The sequence below is a fragment of the Phycicoccus sp. genome, from assembly GCF_035325325.1.
In the GTDB taxonomy this organism is placed as follows: Bacteria; Actinomycetota; Actinomycetes; order Actinomycetales; family Dermatophilaceae; genus Phycicoccus.
The window spans coordinates 1-21,041 of sequence record NZ_DAOLAC010000017.1; the positions used below are offsets into that span (position 1 = coordinate 1).

Consider the following 21,041-nt stretch of genomic DNA (forward strand, 5'->3'; position numbering starts at 1 on the left):
CCGCTGGCGGGGCGGCCTCGTGCTGGGCCTGTCGGCGATGGCGGGCGCCTAGGCCGGTGGCCGGCTCTCCGGATTCACCCCCGGCCCGGTCCTGCTGGCGCTGTTCGCGGTGATGATGATCGTCACCGCCGCGTCGATGATCCGTGGCCGCCGGACGCCGCCAGCGGGGGAGCGGGTCGGCCTGGGGCGGTCGGTCGCCCAGGGCGTCGGCATCGGGCTGGTCACCGGCACCGTCGGGGCGGGCGGGGGCTTCCTCGTCGTCCCCGTCCTCGTCCTCCTCGGCGGCCTCGAGATGCCGGTCGCCGTCGCCACCTCGCTGCTCGTCATCGCGATGAACAGCGGCGCCGGTCTCGCCGGGCACCTGCACACGGTGCGGCTCGACTGGGGCCTCGCCCTCCCCGTGACGGCGGTGGCCGTCGTCGGCAGCGTCCTCGGCGGCCTGCTCTCCGGGCGCGTGCGCCAGGAGTCGCTGCGCCGCGCGTTCGGGTGGTTCGTCCTCGCGATGGGTGCCCTCGTCCTCGGCCAGAGCCTCCTGTCCGCCTGAGCTCCGGGAGCCCGCGCCCGGACGCCGGAAGGGCCCGTCCGCGGCTGCGGACGGGCCCTCCGGTCGACCGGTGTGCTCAGGGCACGCGGCTCACTTGGTCAGCGGGCCGAGGGTCGGGTCGTTGGCGTAGGCCTCGGCGGCGTTCTCCTTGGTCACGATGACCGGGGCGAGGAGGTTGGCCGGGACGACCTTGACGCCGTTGTTGTAGGACTTGTCGTCGTTGACCGTCGGCTTCTCGCCCTTCTGGAGCGACTGGACCATCGCGATGGTCTCGGCCACGAGCTTGCGGGTGTCCTTGTTGATGGTCGAGTACTGCTCACCGGCCATGATCGACTTGACCGACTCGACCTCGGAGTCCTGACCCGTGACGACCGGGATCGGCTTGCCGGCCTGCTTGCACGAGGTGATGATCGCGCGGGCCAGGGTGTCGTTCGGCGAGAGGACGCCGTCGATCGTCGCGCTCGAGTACGAGCCGGCGAGGAGGGTGTCCATCCGCTTCTGGGCGTTCTCGGCCTTCCAGCCCTGGGTGACGGCCTGCTCGAACTTGGTCTGCCCGGAGACGACCTTGAGGGTGCCGTCGTCGATCTTCGGCTGGAGGACGCTCATCGCGCCGTCGAAGAAGACCTTGGCGTTGTTGTCGTCCGGCGAGCCGGCGAACAGCTCGATGTTGTACGGCCCGTTCGGCTTCTTCTTGGCCATGCCCTCGAGGAGCGCCTGGCCCTGGAGGACACCGACCTTGAAGTTGTCGAACGCGACGTAGTAGTCGACGTCCGGGGTGTTGGTCAGCAGGCGGTCGTAGGCGATGACCGTCGCGCCGGAGTCCTTGGCCGCCTTGAGCTGGGTGCCCAGCTGCGAGCCGTCGATGGCCCCGACGACGATGACCTTGGCGCCCTTGGTGACCATGGCCTGGATCTGGTTCTGCTGCTCGGAGACACCGCCGTTGGCGAACTGGACGTCGCCCTTGAAGCCGGCCTGCGAGAGGCCGTCCTTGAACAGCTGCTCGGCGAGCACCCAGTTCTCGGAGGTCTTCTGGGGGAGGGAGATGCCGATGACCGAGTCGGCGGCGAAGCCGGCCGCGGAAGAGCTTCCGCTGCCGGAGGTGGCCGCGGTGTCGTCCGAGGCCGACCGGCCACAGCCGGTGAGGGCGAGGCCGGCGATCGCCGTGACCGCGAGCGCCTTGGTGAGGTGACGCATGTGTGCTTCTTTCTACTCGCGCGTCCCTGCGGACGCGGGGTCGGTGGCCGGGCGGCGGGGTGCCGACCGGTGGTCGGGGGACGGCTCAGCCGTCGGAGCGGATGGTGCTGGAGGTGGAGCGGACCTCGGACTCCGCCGGGTTCTCCTCGGCGATGGCCGTCTGCTCACCCGGCCCGTCGGCCCGGTTGCGGTCCCGGTTGCGCAGGAAGAGGCCGATGATCGAGGGGCGGCCCTGGCTCTTGTTGTAGACGTCGAAGGCCACGGCGATGAGGAGCACGAGGCCCTTGATCATCTGGGTGGCGTCGGCCCCGACGCCCTCGAGCTGGAGGCCGTTGTTGAGGACGGCCATGACGAGGCCACCGACGATCGACCCGACGACCGTGCCGACGCCGCCGGTGACGGCCGCGCCACCGATGAAGACGGCGGCGATGGCGTCGAGCTCCCAGCCGACGCCGTCGAACGGGCCGGACGCGGTGGAACGGGCGACGAACATCATCCCGGCCAGGGCCGCGAGGACGGCCATGTTGGCCATGACGAAGAAGTTGATCTGCCGGCTCTTGACCCCGGACAGCTCGGCCGCGTGGCGGTTGCCGCCGACGGCGTAGATGTGCCGGCCGAGGATCGTCTTGCTCGTGACGAAGCCGTAGACGAGGACGAGCACGACGAGGATGAGCCCGGAGACGGGGAAGCCCTTGCGACCCGAGGCGATGAGGAACATGGCCCCGAGGATGGCGACGCAGATGAGCGCGAGGCGGGTCCACATGGCCCAGGACTCCTCGACCTGGGCGCCGATCTTCTTGAGCCGGGCCCGGCTGCGGAGGGCGCCGTAGACGATGGCGACGCAGCCGAGGATGCCGAGGAGCACCGTGAGGTTGTTGTAGCCGGTGTTCGGCCCGACCTCGGGGAGCGAACCCGAGCCGATGACCTGGAACGCGTCCGGCACCGGCACGGTGTTCGACTTGCCGACGTACTGGTTGGCGCCGCGGAAGAAGAGCATCCCGGCCAGGGTGACGATGAACGCCGGGATGCCGACCCGCGCGACCCAGAAGCCCTGCCACACACCGACCAGCGCGCCGAGGGCGAGGCCGAGGAGGATGCCGAGCGGCCAGGGGAGGCTCCAGTCGCGGATGGCGATCGCCACGACGATGCCGACGAACGCCGAGACAGAGCCGACCGAGAGGTCGATGTGCCCGGCGATGATGACGAGCACCATGCCGATGGCGAGGACGAGGATGTAGGCGTTGCCCTGGATGATGTTGTTGACGTTGTTCGGGTCGAGGGTCAGGCCGCCGGTCTTGATCTGGAAGTACACGATGAGCACGACGAGCGCGGCGACCATGCCGAGCTGGCGGATGTCGCCACCGAAGATCTTGCGGACGATGTTCATGGGGAGGTCCTCGCGTCGGGGGGTCAGGAGACGGCGTTCGCCTGGGTGCGGGTGGTGTTCTTCGTCATGAGCCGCATCAGCGACTCCTGGTCGGCCTCGCCCTTGTCGAGGCAGCCGGTGATCCGGCCCTCCGCGATCGTGTAGATGCGGTCGGCCAGCCCGAGCAGCTCGGGGAGCTCGGAGGAGACGACGACGACGCCCTTGCCCTGGTCGGCGAGGCGCTGGATGATCCCGTAGATCTCGTACTTGGCGCCCACGTCGATGCCCCGGGTCGGCTCGTCGAGGATGAGCAGGTCGGGCTCGGTGAAGAGCCACTTGGCGAGGACGACCTTCTGCTGGTTGCCGCCCGAGAGCTTGGAGACGCCCTCCTCGACGGTCGGTGTCTTGGTGCGCAGCTCCTTGCGGTACTGCTCGGCGAACCGGAACTCCTCCGACTCGTTGATGACGAGGCCGTCGGTGATCCGGGAGAGCTTGGCCGAGACGGTGGTGCGCTTGATGTCGTCGAGCAGGTTGAGCCCGAGGGTCTTGCGGTCCTCGGTGACGTACGCGAGGCCGGCCTCGATGGCGTCGCGGACGTGCTTGAGGTGCAGCTCCTTGCCGTCCTTGACGATGCGGCCGCCGAGCACGATGCCGTAGGAGCGGCCGAAGAGGCTGCGCATCAGCTCGGTGCGGCCGGCGCCCATGAGGCCCGCGAACCCGACGATCTCGCCGTGCCGGACGAAGAAGCTGGCGTCCTTGACGACGAGACGGTCGGCCCGCACCGGGTGCTGGACCCGCCAGTTCTCGACCTCGAAGAACACCTCGCCGATGTGCGGGGTGTGGTCGGGGAAGCGGGACTCGAGGTCGCGGCCGACCATCCCGCGGATGATGCGGTTCTCGTCGACACCGTCCTCGCGGACGCGGAGGGTCTCGATCGAGCGGCCGTCGCGGATGATGGTGATGGCGTCCGAGATCTGCTCGATCTCGTTGAGCTTGTGGCTGATCATGATGCAGGTGACGCCGCGGCCGCGCAGGCCGTCCATGATCTGCAGCAGGTGCTGGGAGTCGGACTCGTTGAGGGCCGCGGTCGGCTCGTCGAGGATGAGCAGCTGGACGTCCTTGGAGAGGGCCTTGGCGATCTCGACGAGCTGCTGCTTGCCGACCCCGATGTCCTTGACCTTGGTCATGGGGTCCTCGAAGAGGCCGACCCGCTCGAGCAGCTCGGCGGCCCTGCGCTGGGTGAGCACCCAGTCGATGGCGCCGCGCCGGGTCTGCTCGTTGCCCAGGAAGATGTTCTCCGCGATCGACAGCTCGGGGATGAGGGCGAGCTCTTGGTGGATGATGACGATGCCGGCGTGCTCGCTGTCGCGGATCGTCGAGAACTGGGCGGGGTGGCCGTTCCACAGGATCTCGCCGGTGTAGCTGCCGTGCGGGTGCACGCCGGAGAGCACCTTCATCAGGGTGGACTTGCCGGCACCGTTCTCGCCGCAGATCGCGTGGATCTCGCCGCGGCGGACGGTCATGTCGACGTCGGAGAGGGCCTTGACGCCCGGGAACTCCTTCGTGATGTGGCGCATCTCGAGGATGACCTCGTGAAGGCCGGCCGCAGGGGCGCTCGCGGCGCCCACCGGTGCGTCGTTGCTCATTCCCGTCCTCGGCGTTGAGGGGCAGTGGCGTGGAGGCGTGTGGTGGCGGCCGCCTCAGCCACTAATTGTTGTATGGCCGAACATATTGCAGACACCGTTGTCTGGCAAGACCCGCGTCGAAGCCCTCCGGTAACGATCGGGTAACTCGCCGTTCACGTGGCGGCCCCGAGCCACGCGGACGGGTCGGCGATGACGTCGTCGAGCACGGTGAGGGCGGCCCCGAGCGCCGGGGAGCTGGGGCCGCCGAGCGCGCGGGAGACCCGCACCTCGGCCCAGCGGGCGATGACCGCGCGGCGCTCGAGCTCGGCGAGGACACCGGGGGCCAGCCGGTCGTGGAGGGTCGCGTACGCCCCCCCGAGGACCACCTCGTCGACGTCGACGACGTTGACGACCGTGGCGGCCGCCTGCCCCAGCGCCCGCGCGGCCTGTGCGACGGCGTCCGCGGCCGGGCCGGGGACGCCGGCCGCGTCGGCGAGCCGGGTCGTCGTCGTCGAGGGCGGCAGGCCGGCCGCGGCGACCATCGCGTCGCGCCCGGCGTACGGCTCGAGGCAGCCGCGGGCGCCGCAGTGGCAGGGGCGACCCTCGGGGTCGACGACGACGTGCCCGATCTCGCCGCTCCACCCGTGCATCCCCTCGAAGACGCGTCCGCCGAGCACGACGGCCGAGCCGATGCCGACCGCGCCGTAGGCGAAGAGGAAGTTCTGCGACTCGGCCGGCCGGCCGTCGCGGCGGCGGCGCTCCTCGACCTCGGTCCTGGCCGAGAGGTCGGCGTCGTTGGCCGCCGCGACCCGCAGGGTGGCCAGGCCGGGGTGGCCGGTCAGCGCCTCGTCGACGGCGATGTCGCGCCAGTCGAGGTTCGGGGCGTAGCGGAGCATCGCCGACTCGCGGCTGACGAGTCCCGGGAGGGCGACGCACGCACCGGCCACGTGCATCCCCTCGAGGGTGACCGCCCGGACGGTCTCGGCGGCGAGGTCGGCGAGCCGGGCGAAGGTGCGCTCGGGGTCGCACCCGCGCAGGTCGACCTCGACGACCCGCTCGGAGACTGTGAGGCCGGTGAGGTCGAGGACGAGGGCCGAGAGGTGGTCGATGCCGACCGAGAGGCCGAGCCCGACGACCGAGCGGGAGGCCGGTGCCAGCGGGACCGCCGGGCGTCCGGCCCGCGACGCCGTGAGCGGCTCGAGCTCGGTGACGAGGCGGGCCTGGATGAGCCGGTCGACGAGGTCGGAGACGGTGGCCCGGGCCAGCCCGACCTCGCCGGCGATCGCCGCCCGGGAGAGTGGCGAGCCGGCGGCGTGCGCGGCAACGATCCGCTGGAGCACCACGGCGAGGTTGTGCTCACGGAGCGTGGACTGCCGCGCGGCCGCGCGCCCGTCCCCCCGGGGGAGGGCGGGACCGGAGCCCCGACGGCTCGTCGACGTCGACATGGGCGTCACCATAGCCCTGTCGGTGGCTTTCATTCGACCAGAGAACAAATGGTGGGGCAGCGCCGGCGCTGCGGGGAGCGGGCCGCGGACCGGGCGCGGCCGGACGGGTCGCGGGCGATGGGGTCGACGGCCGCACAAACCGCGCGGCGACACGGTGGCGCCCGTCGTTATCCTTGCCGGGTTGTCCTCCCACCCACCCGAGGAGCCCACCCGTGGCCATGCGCATGTCGTCCCTGTTCCTGCGAACGCTTCGCGAGAACCCGGCGGACGCGGAGGTCCCGAGCCACCAGCTGCTCGTGCGGGCCGGCTACATCCGACGGGTCAGCCCCGGCATCTACACGTGGCTGCCGCTCGGGCTGCGCGTGCTGCGCCGCGTCGAGGCGGTCGTGCGTGCCGAGATGGACGCCATCGGCTCCCAGGAGCTGCTCTTCCCGGCCCTGCTGCCCCGCGAGCCGTACGAGGCCAGCGGGCGGTGGGACGAGTACGGGGAGAACGTCTTCCGGCTCAAGGACCGCAAGGACGCCGACTACCTGCTCGGGCCGACGCACGAGGAGATGTTCACCCTCGCCGTCAAGGACCTGTACTCCTCGTACAAGGACCTGCCCCTGTCGATCTACCAGATCCAGACGAAGTACCGCGACGAGGCGCGGCCGCGGGCCGGCCTGCTGCGCGGGCGTGAGTTCGTCATGAAGGACAGCTACTCCTTCGACCTCGACGAGGCCGGGCTCGACAAGAGCTACCAGCTGCACCGCGACGCCTACGTGCGGATATTCGACCGGCTCGGCTTCCACTACGTCATCGTCCAGGCGATGGCCGGCGCGATGGGTGGCTCGAAGTCCGAGGAGTTCCTCGCGACCGCCGAGAACGGCGAGGACACCTACGTGCGCTGCCCGCACTGCGGGTACGCGGCGAACGTGGAGGCGGTGCAGGTGCCCGTCCCGGACCCCCTCGACGCGACCGGCGTCCCGGCCGCGCACGCCGAGGACACGCCGGACACCCCGACCATCGACACCCTCGTCGCCCACCTCGAGGCGGCCTTCCCCCGCGCCGACGGGCGGTCGTGGACGGCGGCCGACACGCTGAAGAACGTCGTCGTCATGCTCGTCCACCCCGACGGCACCCGTGAGCCCCTCGCGATCGGGGTCCCCGGCGACCGCGAGGTCGACGAGAAGCGGCTCGGGGCCCAGGTCGAGCCGGCGTCGGTGGAAGCCTTCGAGGAGAAGGACTTCGCCCGCTACCCGACGCTGGCCAAGGGGTACATCGGGCCGGGCGCGCTCGGGCTGGCGCAGAGCTCCGGCATCCGCTACCTGCTCGACCCGCGCGTCGTCGACGGCACGGTGTGGGTGACCGGCGCGGACGAGAGCGGGAAGCACGTCCTCGACCTCGTCGCCGGTCGCGACTTCACCGCCGACGGGACGATCGAGGCGGCCGAGGTCCGCGACGGCGACGCCTGCCCGTCCTGCGGCCACGGCCTCGAGTCGGCCCGTGGCATCGAGATGGGCCACATCTTCCAGCTCGGCACCAAGTACGCCGAGGCCCTCGACCTCAAGGTGCTCGACGAGCACGGCAAGCTGCGCACCGTCATCATGGGGTCCTACGGCGTCGGGGTGTCGCGGGCCGTCGCCTGCGTGGCCGAGGGCAACCACGACGAGCTGGGGCTCGTGTGGCCGCGCGAGCTGGCGCCGGCCGACGTCCACCTCGTCGCCACCGGCAAGGACGACGAGGTCTTCCGCTACGGCGAGGAGCTCACCCGCGCGCTGGAGGCCGAGGGTCTCGAGGTGCTGTTCGACGACCGCCGACAGGCTTCTCCCGGAGTCAAGTTCAAGGACGCCGAGCTGATCGGCGTCCCAACCATCGTCGTCGTCGGGCGCGGCCTGGCCGAGGGGCGCATCGAGGTGAAGGACCGACGCTCGGGCGAGCGTCGCGAGGTCGCGGTGGCCGATGCCGTGCGCGAGGTGCTGGCGGAGGTCGGTCGCGCGTGAGCCGGCGCGTCGAGGCCGTGGTCTTCGACTGGGGCGGCACGCTGACGCCCTGGCACGACGTCGACCTGCCCGAGCAGTGGCGGGTGTTCGCCCGGGAGGTCCACGGCATCCCGGTCGGGTCGTCCGAGGTGCCGCAGGAGGACCTCGACGAGGCGCACCGGCTCGCCGACCGGATCCACGAGGTCGAAGCCGCGGCGTGGCGGCGGGGCCGCGACGATCACTCCTCGGCGTCCCTCGCCGAGATCCTCGACGCCGCCGGGGTCGACGCGGAGCACGACCGGCACCACCTCGCGCTTGCGGCCTACCGTCGATTCTGGGAGCCCCACACGTACACCGACCCGCAGGTCCGCCCTGTGTGGGAAGGGCTGCGCGAGAGGGGTATCCGCGTCGGCGTGCTGTCCAACACGATCTGGTCGCGGGCCTACCACCGCGAGATCTTCGAGCGCGACGGCGTGCTCGACCTGCTCGACGCCGACCTCTACTCGAGCGAGCTCGACCACGTCAAGCCGCACCCGGAGGTGTTCCTCGCGGCCTGCCGGGCGGTCGGGGTGGAGCCGGCCGCGGCGGTGTACGTCGGCGACCGGATGTTCGAGGACGTGCACGGCCCGCAGCAGGTCGGGATGCGCGCCATCTGGGTGCCGCACTCGGTCCTGCCGGACAACCAGAAGGTCGACGTCACCGCGGTGCCCGACGCACGGGCGCACCAGCTGCTCGACGTCCTGGCCGTCGTCGACGGGTGGAACGCCGCGTGACCCGTGGGTGACGTCGCGCCGCACGTCGTCGCGCTGCTCGGCCTCGCGGGCTTCCTCGCGGGGTGGGTCGACGCCGTCGTCGGCGGGGGAGGGCTGGTCCAGCTGCCGGCGCTCCTCCTCGGACTGCCCGGGGCGACACCCGCGCAGGTGCTCGCGACGAACAAGTTCGGCTCGGTGTGGGGAACCGCGACGGCCTCCGTCACGTACTACCGGCGGGTGCGACCCGACCTGCGGACGGCGCTGCCGATGGCCGCCGTCGCCTACGTCGGGGCGATCGGCGGCGCGCTGCTCGGGCTGCACATCCCGAAGTCGCTCTTCAACCCGGTCATCCTGGTCATGCTCGTCGTCGTGGGGGCCTACACGCTGCTCAAGCCGTCCGTGGGGGAGCTGACCCGGCTGCGGTGGAGCGGGGCCCGGCACACGACGGCCGCCGTGCTCACCGGGTTCGTCATCGGCGTCTACGACGGGGCGCTCGGGCCCGGCACCGGGAGCTTCCTCGTCTTCGCGCTCGTCGGGCTGCTCGGGTACGCCTTCCTCGAGGCGAGCGCCAAGGCGAAGATCACCAACCTCGCGACCAACCTCGGGGCGCTCACCGTCTTCGCCCCCGGCGGGCACGTCGTGCTCGGGGTCGGCGTCGTCATGGCCGTGGCGAACCTCGCCGGTGGGTACGTCGGCGCCCGGACCGCGGTCGCCCGGGGCAGCCGGTTCGTCCGGGTCGTGTTCATCGTCGTCGTCGGCGCCTTCACCCTCCGGATCGCCGGCGACCTCGCCGGCCTCTGGTAGTCGCGAACGTGTGTGAGCCAGAGGGCGGCACACCGACGTTCTTCACACACGTTCGTGAGTGAGCCAGAGGGCGGCGTAGGGCGGGAGGTGGACGTCGCCGTCGTCGCCCCACGGCAGCGCCGAGCCGGTCAGCGCGTCGACGGCGTCGGCGAGCCCCAGCTCGTGCACCCGCCACCCGGGCCAGACCCGGTCCTCGGGCGTCACGTTGTAGACGCCGGCGAAACGTCCGAGCGGGTGGTCGCGCAGCGTCACGAGGACCCCGGGGTCGTCGACCGGCCCGACGGCGGTCTCGACCGAGGCGTGCAGGTGCGGCAGGCCGGCCCGGGCCCGGACGAGGGCGACGAGGTCGCCGAAGACCCGTCCGGCGACGGTGGAGGGGTCGTGCCGCCGCTCGGCCGCCACCCAGTCCAGTCGCGGCCGGTGCGCCCAGCGGTTGTCGTCCGCGTGCCCGGGCTCCTCCGCCCAGTGCGGGTCGTCGACCTGGCCCAGCTCGTCGCCGCTCCAGATCACCGGGATGCCGCCCCACCCGAGGACGACGGCGTTGGCCATCCGCAGCGCCGCCAGCGCGGTGTCGAGCTCCTCCGGCGTCTCGGCCGCCTCGATGCCGACGAGCGACGCGGCGGTGCCCGAGGTGCGCCGGTCACCCGTGTCGGGGTTGAACTGGAAGACGAGACCGCGTGCCGGCGAGCCCCAGAAGTCGCCGGTGTACCAGTCGGCGAGGAAGTGCCGGTGCCCCGGACCGGTGAGGCCGACGGCCGCGGCGTCCTCGTCCATGATCGCCCAGCCGATGTCGTCGTGGCAGCGCAGGTAGGTGAGCCAGGTGGCCGTCGTCGGCTTCGGGGGGAGCGACCCGAGGGCGTGCGCCGCCAGCCGCACGTCGCGGGAGGCCAGCATCGACCACACCTGCACCATGAGGCTGTTGTGGTAGGCGAGGTCGCTCACCTTGCCGGTGTGCTCACGCTCGCCGAGGTAGGCGAGCAGCTTCGTGGGGGCGACGATCGCCTCGGCCTTGAACGCGACTGCGGGACAAGCGATCCGGGTGACGGCGCGGAGCACCTGCGTCAGCGCGTGCACCTCCGGCTGGCCCTGGCAGTCGGTGCCGAGCCGCTTCCACATGAACGCGATGGCGTCGAGGCGCAGGACGTCGACACCGCGGTTCGCGAGGTCGAGGACGATCTGGGCGTACTCGACGAGGACGTCCGGGTTGCCCCAGTTCACGTCCCACTGCCACGCGTTGAACGTCGTCCAGACCCAGCCGCGCAGGTCCTCGTCCCACGTGAAGTTGCCGGGCGCGAAGTCCGGGAACACCTCGGGCAGGGTGCGCTCGTAGGCGTCGGGCAGCCGCCGGTCGGGGAAGACGTGGAAGTAGGACCGGTAGCGCAGCACACCCTCCCGCGCCCGCCGCGCCCACTCGTGCTCGCGGGCGACGTGGTTGAGGACGAGGTCGAGGACGAGGCTCATCCCGCGGTCGTGGAGCGCGTCGGCGAGCGCGGCGAGGTCGTCCATCGTCCCGAGGTCGGGGCGGACCCGGCGGTAGTCGGCCACCGCGTACCCACCGTCGTTGTCGCCGTCGCGGGGGAGCAGCAGGGGCATGAGGTGCAGGTACCGCACCCCGAGCTCCTCGAGGTAGCCGAGCCGCTCGCCGACCCCGCGCAGGTCGTCGGCGAAGCGCTCGGTGTAGGCCGCGTACCCGATGACGGAGGGCTCCTGGAGCCAGTCCGGCCGCAGCATCCGGTCGAGGTCGCGGCGGTGCAGCCGGTCCGGGCGGCGGGCGAAGGCCCGGGCGGCGAGGGTGACCAGCTCGGCGCCGGTGCGCTCGGCGCGGTCGGGTCCGTAGACGGCGGCGAGCCCGGCGTGGAGGTCGGGCCACCAGCGCTCGAGCCGGGCCTGCAGCATCTCGGCGCGCTCCTCGCCCAGCCCGGCGGTCGGCAGGGGCGGGGGCGGGGGCACCGGTGCGCTCACGAGGCGCATCCTGCCGGAACCGTGCAAGCGTTTCCACGGGTTGACCGAAGGTGGCGGCCCGGACTCACGGTCGGCACCGACGACGCTCACAGGTGACGCATAGGCAGGGCCGTGAGAGTTCGGCCCATGACGACGAGCACGGCCACGCCCGACGAGGCGTTCTCCGCCGCCGCGCCGCAGCGACTGCGCCCCCGTCGGGCCCTGCGCCGCGTGCCCCGGTGGTGGCGGGACGCCACCGGCGCGCTCGGCTGGGCCGTCCTCCTCGGGGTGGTGGCGCTCTGGGTGCAGGACGGCGGGGTGCAGGCGCTCGCGAGCACCTCGGGCTTCCTCACCTCGACCGGCCGGCTCACCGGGCTGGTCGCCTCCGCACTCCTGCTCGTGCAGGTCGTCCTCATGGCGCGCGTGCCGTGGGTCGAGCAGGCCTGGGGCCAGGACGAGCTGGCCCGCACCCACCGGCTCGTCGGCTTCACGTCCTTCACCCTGCTCGCCGTCCACATCGTCCTCATCACGCTCGGTTACGCCGCGGCCGGCCCGCTCGGGCTCTGGGGGACGACCTGGGACTTCATCGTCAGCTACCCGGGGATGCTGCTCGCGTGGGGCGGCACCGTCGCGCTCGTCATGGTCGTCGTCACCTCGGTGAAGAGGGCCCGCCGGCGGCTGCGCTACGAGTCGTGGCACCTGCTCCACCTCTACGGCTACCTCGGTGCGGGGCTCGTCCTGCCCCACCAGCTGTGGACGGGGGCCGACTTCCTGACCTCCACGTCGGCGACGGTCTACTGGTGGACCCTGTGGTCGGCCACCGCGGCCGCCGTCCTCGTCTTCCGGGTCGGCCTGCCGCTGTGGCGCTCGCTCCGCTCGCCGATCCGGGTGCTCGAGGTGCGTCGGGAGGGCAAGGGCGTCACGACGGTCACGGTCGGCGGCGACGGCGTGCGGCACCTCCCGGTCCGGGCCGGACAGTTCCTCCAGTGGCGCTTCCTCGACGGGCCCGGCTGGAGCCGCGCCAACCCGTACTCGGTCTCGGCCGCACCCGACGGTCGCACGCTCCGGTTCACCGCCGCCCACGCCGGCGACGGCTCGACCCGGCTCGCCCGGCTGCGGCCCGGGACCCGCGTCCTCCTCGAGGGGCCCTACGGCCGGATGCACGCCGGCGTGCGCGAGCACCGCAAGGTGCTGCTCATGGGCTCGGGCATCGGCATCACCCCGATGCGTGCCCTCCTCGAGGAGCTCCCGCAGCGACCCGGTGACGTGACGGTCGTCCACCGCGTGCGCAGCAAGCGCGAGGCCGTCCTCGCCGACGAGCTGCGGGCGCTCGCCGCGGCCCGTGGCGCCCGCTACCTCCAGGTCGAGGGACACCGGATCCGTGGCCGCGAGAGCTGGCTGCCCCGACAGGCCGCCCACCTCTCCGACGTCCAGGCGCTGCGCGAGATCGTCCCGGACATCGCCGCCCACGACGTCTACGTCTGCGGGAGCGACGGATGGATGAGCGCCGTGCGCACCGCCGCCCTCGAGGCCGGGGTCCGCCCGGACGCGGTCCACCTCGAGCGCTTCTCCTACTGACCCGACCGACCCCCCTCTGAGGACCCACGATGCGACGGATCACCACCTGGCTGCTCGGCACCGTCTCGGCGCTGGTGCTGATGTTCAGCTACCACACCTCGACCAGCTCGGGCGCCGGGACCAGCATCGTCGCCGGGGGTGCCACCAACCCCCTGAACGGCGGCTCCTCGGGGCACGGCGGCTCGAGCGGCTCCGGCGGCGCGGCGGGGGGAGGTGCGACGGAGACGCCCACCCCGACCCCGTCGAGCGGCTCCGGCTCGAGCGGCTCCGGGTCGAGCGGCTCCGGGTCGAGCGGCTCCGGCGCGACGCCCGGCACGTCGTCCGGCGGCTCCTCCTCGAGCGGCCTCGCCGACGGGACCTTCACCGGTGACGCCGTCCAGACGCAGTTCGGTCCGGTGCAGGTCGAGATCACCGTCTCCGGCGGCCAGGTGACGAAGTCGGTCGTCACGCAGGTGCCGTGGAACGACCGCCGCGACCAGGAGATCAACTCCTACGCGGTGCCCGTCCTCAACGGCGAGGTCGTCCAGGCGCAGTCCGCGAACATCGACATGGTGTCCGGGGCGACGTACACCTCCGACGGCTACATCCAGTCGTTGCAGTCCGCGATCGACCAGGCCCACGCGTGATCACCGCCGAGATCCCGGTGACCCCGGCCGCGCCGGCACCGCCCGTCCTCGCCCGGCGGGCCTGGGTTGAGCACGTGATGGGCACCGCGGTGAGCGTCCACGTCCGGGCCGTCGAGCCGACCCGGCCGGACATCGAGGCCGCCGTGGGACGGGTGTTCGCGCACCTGCGCAAGGTCGACGCCGTCCTCTCGACGTGGCGAGCGGACAGCGACCTGCTCCGCCTCCAGCACGGCGAGGCCGACGACGTCCACGCGTGGGTCGCCGACGTCGCGGAGCTGTGCCTCGAGGCCGAGGAGCGGACCGACGGCCTGTTCCGGGCCTGGCGGGCCCGCGAGCGCGGGCGCACCGTGTTCGACCCGACCGGGCTGGTCAAGGGCTGGGCCGTCGGGAACGCCGCGGAGCACCTCGCGGTGGTCCCGGAGGTCGCCTACAGCATCGGCGCGGGCGGTGACGTCGTCGTCGGTGTCGGCCCGGGTCCGTCGGCGGCGGCGCCCTCGTGGCGGATCGGCCTCGAGGACCCGCACCGCGCCGGCCGGGTCGCCGACGTCGTGACGGTGCGGCGCGGCGCGGTCGCCACCTCCGGCGCGGCCGCCCGGGGTGGGCACGTCCTCGACCCCCGCACCGGCCGGCCGGTCACGCGCACCGGGTCGTGCACGGTCGTCGGCCCCGACCTCACCTGGGCCGACGTCTGGGCGACGGCGGCCTGGGTCGACCCGGACCGCGTCCGCGAGCTGCTGGCGGAGCGTGACCCGGCCTACCGGCTCGTCACGCTCTGAGCGGGCCCCTCCCCGCGCGCGGCCGCCGCGAACCGGTGCCGCCCGACCCCCAAAGTCGACCCCCGAAGGCCCTGCCGCACAGGGGTCCCCGGCTGCTAGATTCGGGATGTTCCGTCGGGTTTCAGCAGGGGATCCCGGCTCGAGCACCAGGCTGGGTCATGTCAGCACCTCAGCTGTACCCGGGTGGTCACGCATGCCACCACGGCGCAGGGCCACGACGCACCATCCGGCGTCGTGAGCTGCCCCGCGCCTCTCTCCACCTCCCGGCGTGCCCTGCGCCGAGTCCCGGTCTCCCCCGGGGCACCCCACGCCGGACCGACCCAGCGGGTCACGTCCCTCCGGGGGCGGGCCCGTTCGATCCGCTCCGGTCGCCCTCGTGGTGGCCGGACGGGTCGGCGGATGCCGGGACGGCGGTGGCCGGTGCACGGCCGCCGGTCGCCTTTCCTCTGTGCCTCCCGGTGTCCGCGGGGGCCGCCCCACGGTGAGGCCGCACCCTCCCGTGGGGCGGCGGCCGCCCCTCAGGCGCCGGTGAGCAGGACCGCGAGGGCGTCGGCGTCGGTCACCGGTCGGTCGCAGACGAAACCCCGGCACACGTAGGCCGCGGGCGACCCGCCGACGAGCGGCCGGTCCGCGAGCAGCGGGATGCCGGGGGAGTCCGGTGCACCCGCCACGTGCACGAGCCCGGGCGAGGTCGACCGGCGCACCTGCCCGAGGAGGGCGCGGGCCTGCGGGCCGTCGCCGACGACCGCCACCTGGAGCGGCCCCGCGTGCAGCGCCTCGGCCACCGCGAGTGCCCAGCCGGCGAAGCGGGGCTCGGCGGCCGCGACGCTCCCGCACGCCTCGAGGGCCCGCTCGGCCGCCTCCCGGTGCCGCGTCGACCCGGTGAGCGCCGCCAGCGTCGTCAGCGCGCCGGCGAGGGCCGAGGCCCCGGACGGCTCCGCGTTGTCACTGCGGTTCGCCGGCCGGGCGAACAGCGCCGGCGCGTCGTGGGCGGTGTCGTGCAGGGTGCCGGCGGCGTCGACGAACCGGGCCAGGGCACGGTCGAGCAGGTCCTGGGCGGCGGTGAGCCACCGGGCCTCCCCGCTCGCCTGGTGGAGGGCGAGCAGTCCCTCGGCGAGGTCCGCGTGGTCGTCGAGGACCGCGGACGCGGACGAGACCTGCCCGGCCCGCGACGTGCGGCGCAGCACCCCGTCGACGTCGTGGGTGGCGAGGACGAACGCCGCGGCCCCGGTCGCCGCCTCGACGAGGTCGGGCCGGTCGAGGAGGGCGCCGGCCTCGGCGAGCGCGGCCACGGCCAGCCCGTTCCACGCGGTGACGACCTTGTCGTCGCGGGCGGGCTGGGGGCGGGCGTCCCGAGCCGCGAGGAGCCGCTCGCGGGTCCGTGCCCACCACGCGGCGTCCTCCGGGTCCTCACGCAGCTGGAGGGTCGAGCTGCCGGCCTCGAAGGTGCCGTCCGCGGTGACCGAGAGGAGGGCCGCCGCCCGCGCGCCGTCGTCCGCGCCGAGCGCGTCGGCGAGCTGGGCCGGCGTCCAGGCGTAGGTCAGGCCCTCGTGCGAGTGCCCGTCGACGACGGTGTCCGCGTCGAGCGCGGACGCGAACGCCCCCTCGCCGGTGCGCAGGTCGCGCACGAGGAACGCGGCGGTCTCCTCGGCGACCCGACGCGCGAGGGGGTCGCCGGTCGCCCGCCACAGGTGGGCGTACACCCGGAGCAGGAGGGCGTTGTCGTAGAGCATCTTCTCGAAGTGCGGCACCACCCAGCCGGCATCCACGGAGTAGCGCGCGAAGCCACCCGCGAGCTGGTCGTACATCCCGCCCCGGGCCATGGCGGCGGCCGTCGAGCGCACCATCGCGAGGGCGTCGGGCGAGCCGGTGCGCGCGTGGTGGCGCAGGAGGAACTCGAGGACCATCGACGGCGGGAACTTCGGGGCGCCGCCGAAGCCCCCGCGGGCGTCGTCGTGGTCGGTGCGCAGCCGGGTCACGGCGCGGTCTAGGACCGAGGCGGGCACCGGCGACGCCGCCGGGGGACCGGTCACCTCGCGCAGCCGCTGCGCGACGTGGGCTCCGGACTCGAGTACCTGGTCGCGCTGCTCGCGCCACACCCGCGAGGCGTTCTCCAGGAGCCCGAGCAGCTGCTCGCGCGGGAGGTAGGTCCCGGCGAAGAACGGGTCGCCGGCCGGGGTGAGCAGGCAGGTCATCGGCCAGCCACCGTGGCCGGTCAGCGCCGTGGTGGCCGCCATGTACACCGCGTCGACGTCGGGGCGCTCCTCCCGGTCGACCTTGACGGGCAGGAACGCGGCGTTGACGACCCGGGCCACCTCCTCGTCCTCGAAGGACTCGTGGGCCATGACGTGACACCAGTGGCAGGCGGCGTACCCCACCGAGAGGAACACCGGCACGTCGCGCCGGCGCGCCTCCGCGAACGCCTCGTCGCCCCACTCCCACCAGTCGACGGGGTTGTCGGCGTGCTGGAGCAGGTAGGGGGACAGGGAGGCCGCGAGCCGGTTCGCCATCCACCCACCGTAGGCGCCCGGCCGGCTCAGCCGTCGAGGGCCTTGTGGAGGGCGACGCAGGCGGTGAGGCCGTCCTCGCCCTCCACGACGCTCGCCCAGCTCACCTCGACGCCGGCGCGCAGCAGGGTCCAGGCCCGGGCCTCGTCCTCGTCGAGCCCAGCCGCCTCGGCGAGGACCGTGAGGCGGCGGCGTACCGACCAGCGCAGGGCGGCGCCGGTGCCCATCTCGGGGAGGCGGTTGCGCAGCGCCGGCCAGAGGTCGAAGCCGGGGTGCCCGGCCACCGGCTTGGGGTCGATGGCCGTCCAGGCGCCGTCCGCCCGGCGCAGGACGTTCTCGTAGTGCAGGTCCGTGTGGAGCAGCGCCTCGGGGACCGCGCCCTCGAGCAGGTCGCGGGCCAGGCCCCGGGTGCGGTCGACGACACGGCGGGGGACCGCGGGCCGGCTCGCCATCCGCTCGAGGTGGGGGGCGAGGTACTCCGCCAGCCGGGGCAGGCGGGGCGGCGCCGGCACGTGGAGCCGCCGGAGCAGCCCGCCGATGACGGCGCAGGCCTCCTCGTCCCACCCGCCGGTGAGGTCCGCGTCGGCGTCCAGTCGCTCGAGGAGCAGCTGGCCCCCGGACGGCCGCGCCGCGACGAGCCGGACCGCGCCGGCCCCGTCCCAGGTGCGCAGCGCGAGCGCCTCGTGGACCGCCTCGGGGTGGGGCCACACGACCTTGAGGGCCAGCGGTTCGTCGCCCCGGCGCACGGGAAGGACGAGCGCGGTCCACCCGGTGCGGGGCGGCCCGTCGGGCGCGAGGTCCCAGCGTTCGAGCGCCTCGTCGACCAGCCGGGGAACGGTGCGCACCCACTCCGCGCCGGACGGTCCGCCGTCCGCGGGGTAGGCCGACACCCGCTCGACCCAGCCGGGCGGCAGATCGACGGGCGTCACCGGAGGCCGGGGAAGGGGGAGAGCAGGAGGCCCCACCGGTGCGCCTCGACCTCCACGGTGCCGAGCCAGCGGGAGGCGGCGGCGAGGCCGCCGGCGGCGTCCGTGGCGGTGAGCCCGGCCAGCTCGGCCCCGAGCGTGGCCCGCAGGTCGCCGAGGACCTCGGTGACGAGGCGGTCCACGTCGGCCGCGGTGCGGACGGGGTACGGCAGCGGCCGGCCGAGGGCGGGGGCGGGCTGGTCCGGCCGCACGAGGTCGCCGGCGAGGTCGTCGAGGGCGCCGAGCGTGGCCACTGCCCGTGACCGGCGGGACCCGGCGGACCGCGCTGCCGCGACCTGGACGAGGTACCGGGCGCCGTCCGTGGCCGCGGCGAGCCGGTCGACGGCCGTGCCCGACACCTGCGGGCCGGTCACCGAGACCGGGACGCCGAGCACCACCGCCGCCGCGTAGCGCTGGGCGTGGAGGGCGGCCACCGTCGGCAGCAGGGACGTCTCGACGTCGGCGAAGCGGGTCGCCGCGGCGGCGGACTGCGCCTCGAGTCGCGCGAGGGCCGCAGAGGTGACCGGGACCGGCGACACGGTCACCACGGGGGACGCGGTGGGCCGGGGCTCGTCGAGGCCCGACGCCGGAACGCCCTGGCCGAGCAGCGTGGCGCGCAGGACGGTGTGCTGGCGCGCGTGGAGCGGAGCCAGGGCGGCCGCCGTGGGGTCCGTGGCGCGGGCGGCCGACGCGGCGAGGCGGTCGCACTCGCGGGTCAGGGCGACGAGCAGCGCCTCCGCGGGCACCGGCCGACGGGTGGGGACGAGCGGCAGCCGCGGGGCGTCGTCCTCGAGCCGGATGCCGCAGCCCGCGACGGGGAGCAGGAGCGCCGACCCGACCCCGGCGAGCAGCAGGCGCCGCCCCGGGCGCCGGGGGTCCTGGTCCGGCACCGCGCCATCATGCCACGGTGCACGAGCGCCCCGGCGGGCCCTAGAGTGGGTGGCCCGGCTCGTGCCGGCACGAGAACTGCACAGGGAGAGGAGCCCGGCGTCATGGCCACCGCGGACCGCGTCCGTCCCGTCCTCGAGGACGGCCTCGAGGGCACCGGTCTCGTCCTCGAGGACGTCACCGTGACCCCTGCGGGGAAGCGCCGGGTGGTCCGGGTCCTCCTCGACCGCGACCTCGGTGCCGTCGACCGCGTCGACGTCCCCACCGAGCCCCTCTCCCTCGACGAGGTGGCCGACGCCACCCGCGCCGTCGGCGACGCCCTCGACGCCGGCGACGTCATGGGCGAGCAGCCGTACACCCTCGAGGTCTCCTCACCGGGGGTGGGCCGCGCGCTGACCCTCCCGCGCCACTGGCAGCGCAACGTCGGCCGGCTCGTCACCGCGCGCACCGCCGACGGCGAGACGACCGGCCGGCTCGTCGCGGCCACGCGCACCACCGCGACCGTGCAGGTCACCGGCACCGCCAAGACCCCCGCCCGCACGGTCGAGCTGGCCTACGCCGACGTCGACCGCGCCACCGTGGAGGTCGAGTTCGCCCGCCACGACGACCCCAAGGAGAGCTGACCCGTGGACATCGACCTCGCCGCCCTGCGTGCGCTGGAGCGTGAGCGCGGCATCTCGCTCGACGTCATCGTGCCGGCGATCGAGCAGGCCCTCCTCCTCGCGTACCAGCGCACCGACGGCCACTACCGCAACGCCCGGGCCGAGCTCGACCGCAGCACCGGCCACGTCGTCATCTGGGCCCGTGAGGAGACCGAGGTGCCGGCGCCCGAGGGTGAGGTCGACGAGGAGGGGAACCCCGCCAAGCCCCGCCGCGAGCTCGGGCCCGAGTTCGACGACACGCCGAGCGGCTTCGGCCGGGTCGCGGCCTCGACCGCGCGCCAGGTCATCGTCCAGCGGATGCGTGACATCGAGGACGACGCCATCCTCGGCGACTTCAAGGGCCGGGAGGGCGACATCGTCGCCGGCGTCGTGCAGCAGAGCCCGAACCCGCAGCACGTGCTCGTCGACTTCGGCACCGTCGAGGGCATCCTCCCGGCCGCCGAGCAGGTCCCGGGCGAGAGCTACCAGCACGGCCAGCGGCTGCGCACCTTCGTCGTGTCGGTCAAGCGCGGGCTGCGCGGTCCGCAGATCGGGCTGTCGCGCACCCACCCCAACCTCGTCCGCAAGCTCTTCGCCCTCGAGGTGCCCGAGATCGCCGACGGCAGCGTCGAGATCGCGGCCCTGGCCCGCGAGGCAGGGCACCGCACGAAGATCGCCGTGCACTCGACCGTGCCGGGGCTCAACGCCAAGGGCGCCTGCATCGGCCCCATGGGCAGCCGGGTGCGCGCGGTCATGGCCGAGCTCCAGGGCGAGAAGATCGACATCGTCGACTGGTCACCCGACGCGTCCGAGTTCATCGCGGCCGCGCTCTCGCCGGCCCGGGTCAGCGCGGTCGACATCGTCGATCCCGCCCTGCGCGCCGCGCGGGTCGTCGTCCCCGACTACCAGCTGTCGCTGGCCATCGGACGAGAGGGCCAGAACGCCCGGCTGGCGGCCAAGCTCACCGGCTGGCGGATCGACATCCGACCCGACACCGAGGCCGCCCCGAGCACGTCCTCCGAGACCGGCGACGCGCCCGGACCCGCGTAGGCGGTAGACTGGTGGGGACCGACCGGACTGGACTCCGGCCAGCGGGGCCCGTGCGCACGTGCATCGGGTGCCGTGGGACGGATAGCCGGTCGGCACTCCTGCGAGTGGTACTCGGGCAGGGGGAGAGCGGCCCCGCCGTCGTCCCCGACCCCGGGCGCCGTCGCCCGGGGCGCGGCGCCTGGCTGCACCCGAGCGTCTCGTGTCTCGACCTCGCCGAACGCCGCCGGGCGTTCGGGCGCGCGCTGCGATCCGCGGCCGCCCCGGACACCAGCGCGGTGCGCGGATGGGTCGAGGACCTCACGCAGGGATCACCGTCAGAGAACGAAGACCGGAAGCGGGTTTAACGCGATGAGCACCCGATGAGTACTCAGCGATGAG

Annotated in this window: 17 protein-coding genes and 1 pseudogene; 10 read left to right on the plus strand and 8 right to left on the minus strand. The window is 73.7% G+C overall.

The annotated features are described in order from the left end of the window. Nucleotides 1–64: 64 nt before the first annotated feature. Nucleotides 65–544 (plus strand): annotated as a pseudogene (locus PKA89_RS11485) (sulfite exporter TauE/SafE family protein); the annotation flags it as partial. A gap of 90 nt (nucleotides 545–634) precedes the next feature. On the opposite strand, the gene PKA89_RS11490 reads toward PKA89_RS11485, so the two are convergent. The 4 genes from PKA89_RS11490 to PKA89_RS11505 form a co-directional block, all read right to left on the minus strand. Beyond that, complete coding sequence (locus tag PKA89_RS11490; RefSeq protein WP_324419516.1) at nucleotides 635–1,738, minus strand: sugar-binding protein; 1,104 nt, start codon at nucleotides 1,736–1,738, stop codon at nucleotides 635–637. Between the two features lie 85 nt (nucleotides 1,739–1,823). Next, nucleotides 1,824–3,125, minus strand: coding sequence for a multiple monosaccharide ABC transporter permease (gene mmsB / locus PKA89_RS11495; protein WP_324419518.1), 1,302 nt, complete (start codon nucleotides 3,123–3,125; stop codon nucleotides 1,824–1,826). Nucleotides 3,126–3,148: 23 nt separating this feature from the next. Then, nucleotides 3,149–4,750, minus strand: coding sequence for a multiple monosaccharide ABC transporter ATP-binding protein (mmsA, locus tag PKA89_RS11500; protein ID WP_324419520.1), 1,602 nt, complete (start codon nucleotides 4,748–4,750; stop codon nucleotides 3,149–3,151). Nucleotides 4,751–4,902: 152 nt separating this feature from the next. Beyond that, nucleotides 4,903–6,174: an ROK family protein gene (locus PKA89_RS11505; protein ID WP_324419522.1), complete on the minus strand. Its 1,272-nt coding sequence runs from the start codon at nucleotides 6,172–6,174 to the stop codon at nucleotides 4,903–4,905. Nucleotides 6,175–6,386: 212 nt separating this feature from the next. Here PKA89_RS11505 and PKA89_RS11510 point away from each other — a divergent pair, with 212 nt between their 5' ends. The 3 genes from PKA89_RS11510 to PKA89_RS11520 are packed head-to-tail and all read left to right on the plus strand — an operon-like array spanning nucleotide 6,387 to nucleotide 9,691. Further along, nucleotides 6,387–8,156, plus strand: coding sequence for a proline--tRNA ligase (locus tag PKA89_RS11510; RefSeq protein WP_324419524.1), 1,770 nt, complete (start codon nucleotides 6,387–6,389; stop codon nucleotides 8,154–8,156). Further along, the gene (locus PKA89_RS11515) at nucleotides 8,153–8,908 is read left to right on the plus strand and encodes an HAD family hydrolase (protein ID WP_324419526.1); all 756 of its coding nucleotides are present in this window, start codon (nucleotides 8,153–8,155) and stop codon (nucleotides 8,906–8,908) included. The genes PKA89_RS11510 and PKA89_RS11515 overlap by 4 nt, the downstream gene beginning before the upstream one ends. 3 nt (nucleotides 8,909–8,911) lie before the next feature. Then, entirely contained in the window at nucleotides 8,912–9,691 is a 780-nt protein-coding gene (locus PKA89_RS11520; RefSeq protein ID WP_324419528.1) for a TSUP family transporter, read from the plus strand. A gap of 42 nt (nucleotides 9,692–9,733) precedes the next feature. On the opposite strand, the gene PKA89_RS11525 is transcribed toward PKA89_RS11520, so the two are convergent. Next, nucleotides 9,734–11,662 (minus strand): alpha-amylase family protein, encoded by a 1,929-nt coding sequence (locus PKA89_RS11525; protein WP_324419530.1) that lies wholly within the window; start codon nucleotides 11,660–11,662, stop codon nucleotides 9,734–9,736. Nucleotides 11,663–11,779: 117 nt separating this feature from the next. Between PKA89_RS11525 and PKA89_RS11530 the strand changes: the two genes are divergently transcribed. Genes PKA89_RS11530 through PKA89_RS11540 form a run of 3 tightly spaced genes read left to right on the plus strand, consistent with a single transcriptional unit; the run spans nucleotide 11,780 to nucleotide 14,612 of the window. Further along, the gene (locus tag PKA89_RS11530; protein WP_324419532.1) at nucleotides 11,780–13,210 is read left to right on the plus strand and encodes a ferredoxin reductase family protein; all 1,431 of its coding nucleotides are present in this window, start codon (nucleotides 11,780–11,782) and stop codon (nucleotides 13,208–13,210) included. A gap of 29 nt (nucleotides 13,211–13,239) precedes the next feature. Continuing rightward, entirely contained in the window at nucleotides 13,240–13,836 is a 597-nt protein-coding gene (locus tag PKA89_RS11535; RefSeq protein WP_324419534.1) for an FMN-binding protein, read from the plus strand. Next, nucleotides 13,833–14,612, plus strand: a complete 780-nt coding sequence (locus PKA89_RS11540) for an FAD:protein FMN transferase (RefSeq protein ID WP_324419536.1) — start codon at nucleotides 13,833–13,835, stop codon at nucleotides 14,610–14,612. Before PKA89_RS11535 ends, PKA89_RS11540 begins: the two co-directional genes overlap by 4 nt. Before the next feature lie 518 nt (nucleotides 14,613–15,130). On the opposite strand, the gene PKA89_RS11545 is transcribed toward PKA89_RS11540, so the two are convergent. The 3 genes from PKA89_RS11545 to PKA89_RS11555 are packed head-to-tail and all read right to left on the minus strand — an operon-like array spanning nucleotide 15,131 to nucleotide 18,974. Further along, entirely contained in the window at nucleotides 15,131–17,122 is a 1,992-nt protein-coding gene (locus PKA89_RS11545) for a thioredoxin domain-containing protein (protein WP_324419538.1), read from the minus strand. Nucleotides 17,123–17,148: 26 nt separating this feature from the next. Continuing rightward, nucleotides 17,149–18,048, minus strand: a complete 900-nt coding sequence (locus PKA89_RS11550) for an aminoglycoside phosphotransferase family protein (protein WP_324419540.1) — start codon at nucleotides 18,046–18,048, stop codon at nucleotides 17,149–17,151. Continuing rightward, nucleotides 18,045–18,974, minus strand: coding sequence for a hypothetical protein (locus tag PKA89_RS11555; RefSeq protein ID WP_324419542.1), 930 nt, complete (start codon nucleotides 18,972–18,974; stop codon nucleotides 18,045–18,047). The genes PKA89_RS11550 and PKA89_RS11555 overlap by 4 nt, the downstream gene beginning before the upstream one ends. A gap of 102 nt (nucleotides 18,975–19,076) precedes the next feature. On the opposite strand from PKA89_RS11555, the gene rimP reads away from it, so the two are divergent. Genes rimP through PKA89_RS11570 form a run of 3 tightly spaced genes read left to right on the plus strand, consistent with a single transcriptional unit; the run spans nucleotide 19,077 to nucleotide 21,007 of the window. Further along, entirely contained in the window at nucleotides 19,077–19,595 is a 519-nt protein-coding gene (gene rimP / locus PKA89_RS11560) for a ribosome maturation factor RimP (RefSeq protein ID WP_324419544.1), read from the plus strand. 3 nt (nucleotides 19,596–19,598) lie between these two features. After that, nucleotides 19,599–20,663 (plus strand): transcription termination factor NusA, encoded by a 1,065-nt coding sequence (gene nusA / locus PKA89_RS11565; RefSeq protein ID WP_324419546.1) that lies wholly within the window; start codon nucleotides 19,599–19,601, stop codon nucleotides 20,661–20,663. A gap of 11 nt (nucleotides 20,664–20,674) precedes the next feature. After that, nucleotides 20,675–21,007, plus strand: coding sequence for a YlxR family protein (locus PKA89_RS11570; RefSeq protein WP_324419548.1), 333 nt, complete (start codon nucleotides 20,675–20,677; stop codon nucleotides 21,005–21,007). The last annotated feature ends 34 nt before the right edge of the window (nucleotides 21,008–21,041 follow it).

What these genes read in the sequence shown, in the direction of transcription:
- PKA89_RS11490 (WP_324419516.1), bottom strand. Translation starts at nt 1,738, where the DNA reads ATGCGTCACCTCACCAAGGCGCTCGCGGTCACGGCGATCGCCGGCCTC.
- mmsB (WP_324419518.1), bottom strand. Translation starts at nt 3,125, where the DNA reads ATGAACATCGTCCGCAAGATCTTCGGTGGCGACATCCGCCAGCTCGGC.
- mmsA (WP_324419520.1), bottom strand. Translation starts at nt 4,750, where the DNA reads ATGAGCAACGACGCACCGGTGGGCGCCGCGAGCGCCCCTGCGGCCGGC.
- PKA89_RS11505 (WP_324419522.1), bottom strand. Translation starts at nt 6,174, where the DNA reads ATGTCGACGTCGACGAGCCGTCGGGGCTCCGGTCCCGCCCTCCCCCGG.
- PKA89_RS11525 (WP_324419530.1), bottom strand. Translation starts at nt 11,662, where the DNA reads ATGCGCCTCGTGAGCGCACCGGTGCCCCCGCCCCCGCCCCTGCCGACC.
- PKA89_RS11530 (WP_324419532.1), top strand. Translation starts at nt 11,780, where the DNA reads ATGACGACGAGCACGGCCACGCCCGACGAGGCGTTCTCCGCCGCCGCG.
- PKA89_RS11535 (WP_324419534.1), top strand. Translation starts at nt 13,240, where the DNA reads ATGCGACGGATCACCACCTGGCTGCTCGGCACCGTCTCGGCGCTGGTG.
- PKA89_RS11545 (WP_324419538.1), bottom strand. Translation starts at nt 17,122, where the DNA reads ATGGCGAACCGGCTCGCGGCCTCCCTGTCCCCCTACCTGCTCCAGCAC.
- rimP (WP_324419544.1), top strand. Translation starts at nt 19,077, where the DNA reads ATGGCCACCGCGGACCGCGTCCGTCCCGTCCTCGAGGACGGCCTCGAG.